We start from the raw sequence: 12,395 nt of genomic DNA, 5'->3' as shown, positions 1-12,395 counted from the left end.
AGGTCCCGGCCGTCTCAGATCCGCGCATGGTGCGACTCGAAGATGAAGTGGCGCCCTCCGATTCGTACATGCGACCCCGGGACCAGGACGTGTGGACGGTGCGGGAGCAGGCGCACCTCGCGGTTCCCACTGCTCGGGTCGGCGACGAAGGTGCCGTTCGCCGAGCCGAGGTCGACGAGCTGGACGGTCCACTCCACCAACCGGATCTCGACGTGCCGGCGTGACAGCTGGCCGGTCTCGTCCTGCACGCGAATCGGTTTCGGCGAACCCGCCCGTCCACCGCCGGACGACCCGGGTTCGCGCCCGATGACCAGGTCCTCGTCGAGCAGGAAGGTGAAGCCGTTGTCGAGCAGCAGCCAACCCAACGGCGGCCGCTCCCCTTCCACCAGGAAGGTCGTCAGCTGATCCATCCGGATGCCGCAAACGCCGCACAGCCATGACTGTGGGTGGTTGAGGTGCCCTCGCGAGCAACGGATCCCGTGCACCTTGGCCCGCGACGCCTCGATCTTCACGACCTCGGTCGCGGGACGCTGATGCTCTTCCTTCGGCAGCGGGGCGCGCGGTTCGAGGGGCTCGGCGAACGGGCTCGGTCGGACAACGGGTGCGGCCGGCATCGGATCCGTCGGGAGAGGTTCGACCGGGTCCGGTTGCCCGACCGGCGTCCCGCCGAGCGGGGTCGACGTGAACGGCAGTGGCTCGGCGACCTCCGGTCGCATCCGCTCGGTCGTCCCCATCGGATCGGGGTCGCCGGCAACGGGTTCCGGTTCTGGCTTCGGTTCGGGTTCGGGTTCGGGTTCGGGCTCCGGCTCCGGCTCCGGCTCGGTCGCCGGGGTCTGCGTCGACGCGGGCAGCGGGTGGAATTCGGTGCCGCGCAACCCGAGCGGTGTGTGCAGCAACGCCCCTGCGGCGGGCACGACACCGTCGACCAGGTCGAAACGCTCCTCGCCGACCTCCGCCGGGACGGTGCCCTCGAGGTAGAGACCGAGTCCCTCGAACGGCCACGGAATGGCCTTGTCGTAGGTGTCGCCGGGGGGCGGTCCGATCCGCTTTCCGTCGGTCTCGCCGTAGACCCGCCCCGACATGAAGATCGCGATCCCGACGTTGTCGGGCGCGGCGAACGCGATGTCGATCTGTTCATCGGCGGTGAGCACGAGCTGCGCCAGCGCGCGGACGAGATGACGACCACGCCGGGGTGCCGAATCCGGGACGGACACCGCGGATTCGACGTCGAGCAGGTCGGTGATGAACGCCGCGGGCACGGTGTCGGAGATCAGGCAGAGGAACGCCGGTTTGCGGATCACCATCCCCGCACCGGGGATCAGCGTCACCGTCGGGGTCACGCTGGGGATGTCACCCGGGATGGTCACAGGAACCGGCCTCCTTGGAATCGCCAGTGCGGGAAGATCACTCGCAGCGGACCGTTGACCGCGACCCACACCAGCAGCCAGGTGGTGAGGAACTGGACGGTGAACACCAACGGCGACGGTCGCAGCTCCGCCGGCAGCAGACCTGTCTTGTCGACGACGAGCCACACCACGATGCCCTCGTTGATCGCGGTGAGCAGACCGAGCAGGATGGGCCAGTCCTTCTCCCAGCGGAACTGCTGCAGGAAGTGGTAGACGAACTCCCAGGCGACACCGAGCACGATGACGGTGAACAACACCGTGAACGCGACGCGGTAGACCTCGAAGACGGTGGGGTCACCCGACGAGATCAGCCACAGGAACGGAGCCAACACGACGGTCCACGCCCCGCCGAGGACGCCCAGCACCAGCACGCGGGTCTGGATACGTCCCCACAGGGTGGGCAGCATCAGTCGACTCCCTTGTTGTTCATCCATCGCCACCACTGGGCAGTCGAACGCCACGGGGTCAGTCGCTTGCAGAAGCCCTGCCGCGCGAGGTCGTCGACGATCTCGAGAGCGGCGATCTGCAGACCGAGAAAGGTGTCGACACCCGGGAAGTACCCGCCGAGCGTCGCACTACCCGATGCGTACAGCTTCCCGTCGCCGTTTCGGGTGCCCTTCAGCTCGAAGTCGCGTTCGACGTCCATCCGGCCGACCGGGTTGATCCCCGCCCCGGTGTGGTCGAGAAGATCGCGCAGCAACCGGTGTTCGCGCACGTCGGCCTCGAGCCCGGTGCAGTCGATGACGTAGTCGGCGTACAGCTCGAAGGTGCCGTCCGGACGGTGCTCCTGCCTGATCGGGGCGTGGGGGTCTACGCGAACCGTCGTCACCACGCCCTGGCCGCCCGGCCCGGGAACCAGGCTCTCGGCCTTGCCGACCGCGGCGCGGTACCAGCCTTCGCGGCGTCCACGAGCGAGCTGTTCCTGCCAGTCGTCACGGATCGGGGTGTTGGTGCCGCCCATCTGTTTGTAGGCCTCGGCGCGGTCGTGACCCTCGAGTTTGCGCATGCGCGCCTTGAGCTGGCCGCCCCACACCGATTTCGGATAGTTGAAGCCCTGGTAGGCCCAACCGTCCTTGCCCTTGCGCCGCATGAAGATGTGCGGGCCGTGCGGCTTGTCGTAGTACGTGCGGAACAGGTGCACGATCTGCGTCTGCAGGCCGAGCGCATCCCGGTCGTCGATGAGGCGTTGCAGCACACGGGATGCGACGATCCCGGCGCCGCGGATCAGGACGGTGCCCGGTTTGCGCTGCAGGGACTGGTAGACGTGTTCGTGGGATTCGTAGGCGTTGACGACCTTGCTGGCGTCGCGATAGGTCTCACGGAACGCCTGCAGGTCCGGCAACAGTTTGATCCCCGGGTACCCGATGGCCACGTGCACCCAGCGACTGCGGAACGCCACCCGCTTGGTCGGTGAACTTCCTTGTGGCGGTGTGAGGATCGTGAAGTAGCCGCCGCCCGCGCGGCGTCGGATCATGCGGACCTGCCCACGGTGCAGGCACTTCAGGTAGCCGATGCGCTGACACTCCTTCTCCATCGACTCGAACGCCTGTCCCGCCTTCGGGGTGTAGTAGTTCGCGAAGATCGGCTCCACCAGGACGTTCCACAGCGGCTTGATCGTCTTGTCGGCCCACGCCTCGCGGACGGCGTAGGACGGGAACCCCCAGATGTTGTCGGGGGTCGAGGCCGAATCCGATCGGAGTCGTTCGCCGCGCGGGATCTGTGACACCCGGGTCAGGTACTCGTAGCTGTGCCACGGCACGTCCTGCGGCCCGAGGACCGCGATCTGCTCGAGCGGGACACCGCAGATCCGGAGATAGTCGACCGTGACGAAGGAACCGATCCCCGAACCGACGGTGACGAACGGGACGTCGACGATCGGGATACCCGCCGCCTCCACCATCGCCTCGGTCCAGACGTCGGTGGCGACCAGTTGCGGCGTGAGATCACCGAGGCCGCCGGGGCCGGGTCGCGCGGCGGGACGTGCCGGGAACTGCTCCGGCCGACGCGGCGGGAACGGTCCCGGCGCGTACGGGACACGACGGGACATCGCTTCCTCCGATGAGGTCGGGTGGCACGGGACGGTGCGGTCACTCTAACGCGCGAAGTGGTCCGGAACAGGGTGAAACCAGCCGATCGAATTACGGCCGTCTCGGCAGGTCAGCGGGTGAACCGGACACGATCGGGCGCAGCCCGCGCAGGCACCTCGGCCGCGGAACGTGACATTGACTGTTGACAAATAGCGGAGCGTCGAAATACGTTCGAGTCATCCGCTGTGGCCGCCCTCACGCAGCCCGGCCCACCTCGAAGGACGCGACGATGACCAAAGCATTGACAAATCCGAACTCCCTGCACACCGCCGGCGACGGCCCGGCCCGCTACGTTCCCGAACACGACAAAACGGGCGGCCAGCAGGACTACGGACAGGTGCTCGACGACCTGTCCTCGGCCTCGGTTCACCGCAACTTCGATCCCTACGTGGACATCGACTGGGATGCGCCGCACATGGCGATCACCGAGAACGATCCGCGCTGGATCCTCTCCTACGAGGTCGACCCGATCGGCCGCCATCCCTGGTACCAGCAGCTTCCGGAGAGCAAGCAGATCGAGATCGGCATGTGGCGTCAGGCCAACGTCGCCAAGGTCGGCCTGCAGTTCGAGTCCGTCCTGATCCGCGGCCTGATGCAGTACAGCTTCAAACTGCCCAATGGTGCACGCGAATTCCGGTACACCACGCACGAATCCAAGGAGGAGTGCAACCACACCCTGATGTTCCAGGAGTTCGTGAACCGGGTGGGCATGGACGTTCCCGGCGCGAAGATCGGATACCGCCTGATCTCGCCGTTCGTCCCGCTGGTCTCGACGGTCTTCCCGATCGTGTTCTTCTTCGGCGTCCTCGGCGGCGAAGAGCCGATCGACCACATCCAGAAAGACTTCCTGCGGACCCGCGCCCGCCTGCACCCGACGATGGCCGCGGTCATGCAGCTTCACGTGGCCGAAGAGGCGCGGCACATCTCCTTCGCCCACCACTTCATCCGCGAGCAGGTCCCGCAGCGCAACCGCTTCCAGCGTTTTCTGCTGTCGCTCATGCTCCCGCTGACCATGCGTACCCTGTGCAGCGCGATCGTGGTGCCGCCGCGCTCCTTCGCCAAGGAGTTCGACGTCCCGCGCGAGGTCATGAAGGACATCTTCTGGCGGTCCGAGGAGTCGAAGCGCTTCCTGCGCAACGTCTTCGGCGACGTCCGGATGCTCGCCGACCAGAGCGGTCTGATGAACCCGGTGTCGCGCCTGCTCTGGCGTGCGCTCGGAATCTACGGCCGCCCTTCGCGTTTCCGCAGCGAGCCCACCTACACGGCCGCCTGATCTCCCCTCTCACCCACAGGTAGCGAACCGACCCTCATGCCTCACGTCGTCACCCAGGCGTGCTGCGGCGACGCGTCGTGCGTCTACGCATGCCCCGTCAACTGCATCCACCCCACCCCGGAAGAGCCGGATTTCGGCATCGCCGAGATGCTCTACATCGACCCGGCCACCTGCGTCGACTGCGGCGCCTGCGTCAGCGCCTGCCCCGTCGGCGCCATCGTTCCCGGCCACCGGCTGCCCGAGGGCCAGGAGCGGTTCGCGGAGGTCAACGCCGCGCAGTACCGCGAAACCGTCGACGGGGCAGCACGTTTCCCGGTTGACCCCGCGCGCCGGCTTCCGCTCGCCCCGATCGACCGGCCACGTCAGCTCGCGGTCGACGCAAAGGTGTCGATCGGCATCGTCGGGTCGGGTCCGTCGGCGATGTACGCCGCCGACGAACTACTGCGGCAGCCCCAGGTGTCGGTGACCATGTACGAGCGCCTCGACCGGCCGTTCGGCCTCGCACGCTTCGGCGTCGCCCCGGATCACCTGCACACCCGCAAGGTGATGCGCCTGTTCGACGACATCGCACGCAACCCGAACCTGGAAATCCTGCTCGACACCGAGGTGGGACGCGACATCACACTCGACGACCTGCGGTCCCGCCACCAGGGCGTCATCTGGGCCGGCGGCGCCCCCACCGACAAGACGCTGGACCTGCCGGGGATCGATCAGGCGGCTGTCACCTCTGCCACGTCGTTCGTCGGTTGGTACAACGGCCATCCGGACTTCACCGACCTCGACGTCGACCTGTCCACCGACCGCGTGGTGGTCATCGGCAACGGCAACGTCGCGCTCGACGTCGCTCGTATCCTCGTCGCCGACCCGGCGGCACTCGCCGACACGTCCATCTCGCCGGCCGCGCTGGCCGCGCTGGCCGAATCGTCGGTGCGCGAGGTGGTCGTGCTGGGACGACGCGGACCCGCCCACGCCGCGTTCACCCTGCCCGAGCTGATCGGGCTCGTCGATTCGGGTGTCGCGGTGACCGTGGATCCCGCCGATCTCGAATCCGCCCAGGTGGACGGCGAACTCGACGCCACCATCCGCGCCAAGCTCGACATCCTGGCCGAGTGCGCCGCCGCCGAACCGAAGGGTCGTCGAATCCGCTTGGCGTTCTTCGGTTCTCCGCTCGAGGTGACGGGCGACCACGGACGCGCGACCGGCGTCGTCGTGGGCCGCAATCGGCTGACGGTCGACGATGCGGGTGTCGTGACCGGGATCGAACCGACCGGTGAGACCACCACCGTCGACGCCGGACTCGTGCTGACCTCGGTCGGTTACCGCGGGGTCGCCGTGCCAGGTCTGCCCTTCGACGACGCGACCGGCGTCATCCCGCACCGCGCCGGCCGGGTCATGGACGGCGAGCAACCGGTTCCGGGCGTCTACGTGACCGGTTGGATCAAGCGTGGACCGTCGGGCTTCATCGGGACCAACAAGACCGACTCCGCGGAGACGGTGGCGTCGTTGCTCACCGATCTCGAAACCGGCGCACTCTCGGATAGATTGATCGACCATGGGGCCCGCGTACCAGCGCACCACCGTGCGCGCCGATTTGTCCGCTCTTCCGGCCGACGTCGCGGCGGCGTTGCGTGACCATGCCGAGTCGCGGCAACTGACCGTCACCGACGACCTGCCGGCCTGGAGCACCCGGAGCATCAACCCGCCCGCTTCCTCCACGATCGGCAGATTGCTCGGCCGGCGCGCGAACCCCGTCGACCCCGACTCCGAGAACCAGACGCTCGTCGTCCTGCATCCGACGCACCTTCTGATCGCCAACTCCGGGGCGAAGCGCGGGATCTCGGCGCTGTCGGTGCCGCTGGCGATCGCCTCGATCGAGACACCGGAATCCCCGGACGGGTTCGCAGTGGTCGGCTTCGCCGGCGAGAGCGGCCGTCCGGGCAGCTACTACCTGGGCGTCGGGGAACCACACGGCGAGGAATGCCGGGAAGCGGTACGTGCGGCGATCGTGGCCGCGAAGAACCCGTGAGCGGTCCGGTCCGGACGCGTGGCCACCGGCCGTCGGTCGGTATCGCGCTGGCGCTGATCTCGTCGGCTTGCTTCGCCATCTCCGGTGTCCTGGCCCGGGCGATGATCGACTCCGGGTGGTCGGCGGGCGCGACTGTGACCGTGCGCATCGCGGTGGGCGCTGCCGTACTGGCGATTCCCGGGTTCCTGGCCTTCCGTGACCGGCAGCCCCTGCTGCCTCCGCCGGTGCCTCCGCAATCCGCCGCGCGATCCTGGTGGGTGCTGATCGCCTACGGACTACTGGCCGTCGCGGGATGTCAGCTGGCCTACTTCTATGCCGTCACCTACCTGCAGGTCGGGGTGGCGCTGCTGATCGAGTACACCGCACCGGTCGCGGTCCTGGTGTGGATGTGGCTGCGGCACGCCCAGCGACCCACCCGCGTCACCGTGTTCGGGGCCGCTCTTGCGATCGCCGGACTCGCCCTGGTCCTCGACCTGACCGGGGAGGTCTCGATCAGCGTCGTGGGCGTTCTGTGGGCTCTGGCCGCGATGGTGGGTGCTGCTGCCTATTTCGTGATCTCCGCCGACGAACGAACCGGCCTGCCGCCCCTCGCGCTCGCGGCCGGCGGTCTCGTGATCGGTGCGATCACGCTCGCCGCGGCCGGGCTCGTCGGGGCGCTGCCGATGACCGCGTCGACCTCGCAGGTCCGCATCGGCGACCTCTCGCTGCCCTGGTGGGCTCCCCTGCTGATGCTGGGTGTCGTGTCAGCCGCGATGGCCTATGCCTTCGGCATCGCGGCCGGCCGGGTACTCGGCGCCCGGGTGATGTCGTTCGTCGCCCTGTCCGAGGTGTTGTTCGCGGTGTTGTTCGCCTGGCTCGCCCTCGACGAACTCCCGGCGCCGATCCAGCTTCTCGGTGGCCTGCTGATCGTCGCGGGTGTCGTGTTCGTCCGATTGGGCGAGGCACCCTGAACCTGGACTCCAGACCTCGGATCAGCGCGACGCCACATCGGATGCCGTTGTGCGCGTTCCCTATCGGCACCGGAACCCGGCCGGTTCCAAAGTATGTGTCGCACGTCGCATTACGCACGAGTAGTCTTGCGCCCCATGTGGGGGAGGAACCACGCGTGACGGGGATGTTCTCGAGGTTTGACTACACCGACGCCGCGCTGACCACCGGGGAACGCTTTCTGGAACTCGTCGAGGGGGTCGACGAGCCGGAGACGCGTGTGCCGGACACACCGGGATGGACGCTGGTCGACTGTCTGGGGCACGTTGCCCTGGCGCCGACCCGATTTCTCGAACTCGCGCGCGGTGAGGGGGAATGGTGTCGCCAGGCGGTAGACGTCCCGGACTTCAATGCGAAGCAGATCGCGAACCTGCCGACCCGTGAGGTGTCGGTTCTGGCCCGCCAGCTGAGGGAAGACCTCGACACGTTGGTCGACGCCGTCTCACACTTCAACGCGCAGGTCCCCAAGATGCGGTTCGACGGTGACCGGCTGATCCGCGCCGATGCCGCACTGGGCATCCTCATCGGCGAGTTCGTGGTGCACGGCTTCGACGTCGCGCGAGCGATCGGCGCCCGTTGGTGGGTCGAGCCCGAGGTGGTGCTGATGATCGTCCGCGGACGACAGCAGATCCTGCCCAGCTGGGTGGACACGACGACGGCGGCGGGACACCAGGCCACCTACGACATCCGGCTGCGCGGATGTTCGGAACGCTACGTCTACGAGTTCACCGACGGCGAGCTGGTCATCAACCCCGACGAGCCCCGACGCCCCGATGTCCACATCAGCGTCGACCCGACTGCCGCACTGCTGACCGGCTACGGGCGGCTCTCCCCCACCTGGGCCGCGCTGACCGGAAGGGCCTTCGCATGGGGAAGCAAGCCGTGGCTTGCGCCACGGCTTGCTTCGAAGTTCCTACCCGCCTAGTTCGGCGGGCTTGATTCAGTTATGTACTGCGTTGGTTCAGCGGTTGGTCGGTGAGCCGGCCGGACGGCTGGAGGAACGGCGTCCGCCCTGTGCGCGTCCACCGGCACGATGCTGGTCGCCGGTGCGGGGCTGACCCGCCGAGCGACCCTGCCCTGCCGAACGCGACTGACCCGCCGAACGGGATTGGCCGGCCGAGCGACCGTCGGTGGAACGCTGCCCACCGGAGCGCGACTCTCCGCCCTGACCGCGTGCGCCGCCACGGCTCTCCCCGCGAGCGGCACCGTTGCCACGCCCTTCACCGCGAGCGCGTCCCGGGCGTCCGCCGCCACGACGACCACCTTGCGAACGGCCACCCTGCGAGCGACCGCCCTGCGAACCACCGCGCTGACCGCCACGAGCGGCCTCGGCGGCCGCACGCTCGGCAGCGGAGACGCGGGGTGCGCGCTCGCCGACGAGCTCGTCGACGGCGTCGGCCTTGGCGTCGACCTGCTTCGGGGTGACCTTGATCTTGGCCTTCCGCAGCAGCTGCGAGACCTCACGACGCTGCTCGGGCAGGCACACGGTGACGACGTCACCGGAGCTGCCGGCACGCGCGGTGCGGCCCGAGCGGTGCAGGTATGCCTTGTGCTCGGCGGGCGGATCGACGTGGACGACCAACTCGATGCCGTCGACGTGCACACCGCGGGCGGCGACGTCGGTGGCCACGAGGACGCGGACGTCTCCCTCACCGAAGGCGGCGAGGTTGCGGTCGCGCTGGGCCTGGCTCAGGTTGCCGTGCAGGTCGACTGCCGGGATGCCCTGCTCGGTCAGCTTCTTCGCGAGCTTCTTGGCCTGATGCTTGGTGCGCATGAACAGGATTCGACGACCGGTACCGGAGGCGAGTTCGGCGACCAGGTCGGCCTTGCCTGCCGAGGAGACCTCGAAGACGTGGTGGGTCATGGCGGCCACCGGGGACTCGGCGGAGTCGACCGAGTGCAGGACCGGGTTGTCGAGGAAGCGCTTGGCCAGCTTGTCGACCCCGTTGTCGAGGGTCGCCGAGAACAGCAGGCGCTGACCGTCGGACGGGGTGGCGGCGAGAAGCTTGGTGACGACCGGGAGGAAGCCGAGGTCGGCCATGTGGTCGGCCTCGTCGATGACGGTGACCTCGACCTCGTCGAGCTTCACGATGCCCTGGCGCATCAGGTCTTCGAGGCGTCCCGGGCAGGCGACGACGATGTCGACGCCGCGGCGGAAGGCCTGTTCCTGACGCATCTGCTTGACGCCGCCGAAGACGGTGGTGACGGTGAGCCCGACGGCGGCCGCGAGCGGCTCGACGACAGCTGCGATCTGGGTGGCCAGCTCGCGGGTCGGAGCCAGGATCAGGCCGGTGGGGGCACCGACGTAGCGCTTGACCTCCATCTCGGCGAGTCCGGCGACCAGCGGGATGGAGAAGGCGAGGGTCTTACCCGAGCCGGTCTTGCCGCGGCCGAGGACGTCCTTGCCGTCGAGGGTGTCGGGGAGGGTGTCGGCCTGGATCGGGAAGGCGTTGGCCTTGCCCTGCGAGGTCAGGACCTCGACCAATTTGCTTGGCACGCCGAGAGATTCGAAGGAAACCTGGGGTGCGGTGGTGCCGGCGGGAATGGTCTCGACCATCTGGGTTGCAGTGGCCGAGGGGGTCTCGAGGACAGCAGTCATTGTGTGAGCGGAGCTCTTCCTGTGCGTGGCACGCGAGCAGGACGGCAGATCACTGCCGAAGGTCGGTGCCGATGGCGAACACGCGGGTACGCGGGCTCGTTCGCCGTATGAAGTCAATGGCAGGCGGTGGACATCTGAAGTGTCCTACCTCGGCGACCACCTTCAGTGGGCCCCGACCTGCGAGAGAGGCGTTCTACGACGCGGAGATGCATCCATCAAGGTGCATCACTGCGACCGACACTACGCGCCGGTAGCGAAAGAAGCGAATTGTTGTGACGGAGGTCGCGACCCGGGACGTCCCGCTAGAACGCCTCACTCAGCATGACCGCGACCGTGCCGGGTTCCACGGCGTCGAAGACGTGCTCGACATCGCCGGGGTAACAGATGTAGTCACCGGGGCCGAGGATCTCGGCGGCGTCGATGGGTCCGAGACGGGCGCGACCTGCACTGATGACGACATGTTCGAGGACCCCGCGCGCATGCGGCGCGGACACCCGCGGCTTGCCGGGCTCTGCCCGGATGACGTACATGTCGCGGCGGGAACCGGGTGCGGCGGTCGACAGCAGCGTCGCCGAATAGTCAGCATCGGCGGCCGGGATCACCCGCCCCTCCCCGAATCTGATCACCTCGACGGTCGGCGCCGGCGAGTCCAGTAACGCCGAGAACTGCACGCCGAGGGCCGTCGAGAGCGCCCACAACGTCTCCACGCTGGGGTTTCCCTCCCCCGACTCGAGCTGGGACAGCGTCGACTTACCGATCCCCGCTCGTCGGGCCAGCTCGGTGAGCGATAGTCCGGCGCGGTTCCGTTCGCGCTTCAGCGACGCCGCGACCAGCTCTTTCGGGTTCGCCTGCCCAGCATTGTTCATTGAACCGTCCGATCGTCCATCTTGACGAACACTCGTCGTGTGTTCACTATGATAGTCATGCGTTCGGCATGGAGAACACTCGATTCGGCGACCCTGCGCGCCGTGATCGTGATGTGCCTGTCGGTACTCGTGATCGGCGCGTCGTACGGCGTCGCGGCCCACAGCGCGGGGCTGGCCCTGTGGCAGATCGTGCTGATCGCGACCGTCGTGCTCGCCGGGTCGTCGGAGTTCGTCTTCGTCGGGGTGCTCGCCGCCGGTGGCGTACCCGTCGTCGCAGCCCTCGCCGGACTTCTGGTCAACACGAGGAACTTCGGTTACGGACTCGCGGTGGGCAAGCACTTACGCGGACTCCCGGAGATCCTCTTCGGTGCGCACCTGATCAACGACGAGACGGCGGCGATGACCACCGCGGAATCCGAGCCGCGTCGTGCGCGCGCCGCATTTCTGCTGTGCGGCTTGGGAATCCTCATCTGCTGGCCGGCCGGCGCCGGACTGGGCGCCCTGCTCGGCAGCAGCGTCGCGAGCCCTGAGATCCTCGGGCTCGACGCCGCATTCCCCGCTCTGCTTGCCGCACTTGCCATTCCGGCGCTGAAAACGCGCGCGACCTGGGCAGCGGTCGCCGTCGGCGGTGCCATCGCGTTGGCGTCGACACCATTTCTACCGGCCGGGTTGCCGATTCTCTGCGCGCTGGCGGGTTTCGCCGCTGTCGAAGTCGTTCGGAGCCTTCTGCCACGTCGGACCCCTGCCCCAGCCCACACTCTCGTCGACAGCGAGGTACTTCGATGACCTCCGGACTGTCCCTCGGCATCGGAATCGCCGTTCTCGCCGTCGGCACCTACGTGATCCGGCTGGCCGGACCGTTGCTCCGTAACCGCCTGTCCGTGTCGGCGAATGCGGAGAAGCTGATGGACCGCGCCACCGTGGTACTGCTGGTTGCAGTGGCCCTGACCGGCGCATTCTTCGTCGACCACGACTTCGCCGGATGGGCACGACCGGCAGGGGTCGCCGTCGGCATCCTCGCGGCGATCTTTCGCGCCCCGATCGCGATCGTGGTCATCCTCGCCGCGGCGACCGCCGCCGGCCTACGGGCGCTCGGCGTCGCCTGACCACCTGCAAACCCACCCTTATTCGGCAGAATCACCACCCGTCGG

12 protein-coding genes are annotated in these 12,395 nt (G+C 68.0%); 7 read left to right on the top strand and 5 right to left on the bottom strand.

The features are described 5' to 3' along the window. Positions 1-14: 14 nt before the first annotated feature. From GONAM_RS13755 to GONAM_RS13745, 3 genes are read right to left on the bottom strand one after another with little or no spacing between them, the layout of a single operon-like run. Positions 15-1,367 (bottom strand): FHA domain-containing protein, encoded by a 1,353-nt coding sequence (locus GONAM_RS13755; RefSeq protein ID WP_006867361.1) that lies wholly within the window; start codon positions 1,365-1,367, stop codon positions 15-17. Continuing rightward, a complete protein-coding gene (locus GONAM_RS13750) occupies positions 1,364-1,813 on the bottom strand; it encodes a hypothetical protein (protein ID WP_006867360.1) in 450 nt (149 codons plus the stop codon). The genes GONAM_RS13755 and GONAM_RS13750 overlap by 4 nt, the downstream gene beginning before the upstream one ends. Further along, entirely contained in the window at positions 1,813-3,453 is a 1,641-nt protein-coding gene (locus tag GONAM_RS13745; protein WP_006867359.1) for an FAD/NAD(P)-binding protein, read from the bottom strand. Before GONAM_RS13745 ends, GONAM_RS13750 begins: the two co-directional genes overlap by 1 nt. Before the next feature lie 269 nt (positions 3,454-3,722). On the opposite strand from GONAM_RS13745, the gene GONAM_RS13740 reads away from it, so the two are divergent. The 5 genes from GONAM_RS13740 (at position 3,723) to GONAM_RS13720 (ending at position 8,704) form a co-directional block, all read left to right on the top strand. Next, positions 3,723-4,766 carry an AurF N-oxygenase family protein gene (locus GONAM_RS13740; protein WP_006867358.1) on the top strand — a complete coding sequence of 348 codons (1,044 nt, stop codon included), beginning with the start codon at positions 3,723-3,725 and terminating at the stop codon, positions 4,764-4,766. 36 nt (positions 4,767-4,802) lie between these two features. After that, the gene (locus GONAM_RS13735; RefSeq protein ID WP_006867357.1) at positions 4,803-6,398 is read left to right on the top strand and encodes a 4Fe-4S binding protein; all 1,596 of its coding nucleotides are present in this window, start codon (positions 4,803-4,805) and stop codon (positions 6,396-6,398) included. Beyond that, the gene (locus tag GONAM_RS13730) at positions 6,319-6,792 is read left to right on the top strand and encodes a hypothetical protein (protein ID WP_006867356.1); all 474 of its coding nucleotides are present in this window, start codon (positions 6,319-6,321) and stop codon (positions 6,790-6,792) included. Before GONAM_RS13735 ends, GONAM_RS13730 begins: the two co-directional genes overlap by 80 nt. Further along, positions 6,789-7,742: an EamA family transporter gene (locus GONAM_RS13725; RefSeq protein ID WP_006867355.1), complete on the top strand. Its 954-nt coding sequence runs from the start codon at positions 6,789-6,791 to the stop codon at positions 7,740-7,742. The genes GONAM_RS13730 and GONAM_RS13725 overlap by 4 nt, the downstream gene beginning before the upstream one ends. A gap of 155 nt (positions 7,743-7,897) precedes the next feature. Then, positions 7,898-8,704 carry a maleylpyruvate isomerase N-terminal domain-containing protein gene (locus GONAM_RS13720; RefSeq protein WP_006867354.1) on the top strand — a complete coding sequence of 269 codons (807 nt, stop codon included), beginning with the start codon at positions 7,898-7,900 and terminating at the stop codon, positions 8,702-8,704. A gap of 36 nt (positions 8,705-8,740) precedes the next feature. Here GONAM_RS13720 and GONAM_RS13715 read toward each other — a convergent pair whose 3' ends face one another. Together GONAM_RS13715 and GONAM_RS13710 are read right to left on the bottom strand one after the other, a co-directional pair. Next, positions 8,741-10,378: a DEAD/DEAH box helicase gene (locus GONAM_RS13715; RefSeq protein WP_006867353.1), complete on the bottom strand. Its 1,638-nt coding sequence runs from the start codon at positions 10,376-10,378 to the stop codon at positions 8,741-8,743. Between the two features lie 302 nt (positions 10,379-10,680). Beyond that, positions 10,681-11,244: a helix-turn-helix domain-containing protein gene (locus tag GONAM_RS13710; protein WP_006867352.1), complete on the bottom strand. Its 564-nt coding sequence runs from the start codon at positions 11,242-11,244 to the stop codon at positions 10,681-10,683. A gap of 57 nt (positions 11,245-11,301) precedes the next feature. Between GONAM_RS13710 and GONAM_RS13705 the strand changes: the two genes are divergently transcribed. Together GONAM_RS13705 and GONAM_RS13700 are read left to right on the top strand one after the other, a co-directional pair. Further along, a complete protein-coding gene (locus tag GONAM_RS13705; RefSeq protein ID WP_006867351.1) occupies positions 11,302-12,030 on the top strand; it encodes an AzlC family ABC transporter permease in 729 nt (242 codons plus the stop codon). After that, positions 12,027-12,350 carry an AzlD domain-containing protein gene (locus tag GONAM_RS13700; protein WP_006867350.1) on the top strand — a complete coding sequence of 108 codons (324 nt, stop codon included), beginning with the start codon at positions 12,027-12,029 and terminating at the stop codon, positions 12,348-12,350. The genes GONAM_RS13705 and GONAM_RS13700 overlap by 4 nt, the downstream gene beginning before the upstream one ends. The last annotated feature ends 45 nt before the right edge of the window (positions 12,351-12,395 follow it).

It is taken from the genome of Gordonia namibiensis NBRC 108229, assembly GCF_000298235.1.
Classification (GTDB): Bacteria; Actinomycetota; Actinomycetes; order Mycobacteriales; family Mycobacteriaceae; genus Gordonia; species Gordonia namibiensis.
Note: the sequence above shows the minus strand (reverse complement) of the source record. Positions and strands in the feature narration are given on the sequence as shown.

What these genes read in the sequence shown, in the direction of transcription:
- GONAM_RS13750 (WP_006867360.1), bottom strand. Translation starts at nt 1,813, where the DNA reads ATGCTGCCCACCCTGTGGGGACGTATCCAGACCCGCGTGCTGGTGCTG.
- GONAM_RS13745 (WP_006867359.1), bottom strand. Translation starts at nt 3,453, where the DNA reads ATGTCCCGTCGTGTCCCGTACGCGCCGGGACCGTTCCCGCCGCGTCGG.
- GONAM_RS13740 (WP_006867358.1), top strand. Translation starts at nt 3,723, where the DNA reads ATGACCAAAGCATTGACAAATCCGAACTCCCTGCACACCGCCGGCGAC.
- GONAM_RS13735 (WP_006867357.1), top strand. Translation starts at nt 4,803, where the DNA reads ATGCCTCACGTCGTCACCCAGGCGTGCTGCGGCGACGCGTCGTGCGTC.
- GONAM_RS13730 (WP_006867356.1), top strand. Translation starts at nt 6,319, where the DNA reads ATGGGGCCCGCGTACCAGCGCACCACCGTGCGCGCCGATTTGTCCGCT.
- GONAM_RS13715 (WP_006867353.1), bottom strand. Translation starts at nt 10,378, where the DNA reads ATGACTGCTGTCCTCGAGACCCCCTCGGCCACTGCAACCCAGATGGTC.
- GONAM_RS13710 (WP_006867352.1), bottom strand. Translation starts at nt 11,244, where the DNA reads ATGAACAATGCTGGGCAGGCGAACCCGAAAGAGCTGGTCGCGGCGTCG.
- GONAM_RS13705 (WP_006867351.1), top strand. Translation starts at nt 11,302, where the DNA reads ATGCGTTCGGCATGGAGAACACTCGATTCGGCGACCCTGCGCGCCGTG.
- GONAM_RS13700 (WP_006867350.1), top strand. Translation starts at nt 12,027, where the DNA reads ATGACCTCCGGACTGTCCCTCGGCATCGGAATCGCCGTTCTCGCCGTC.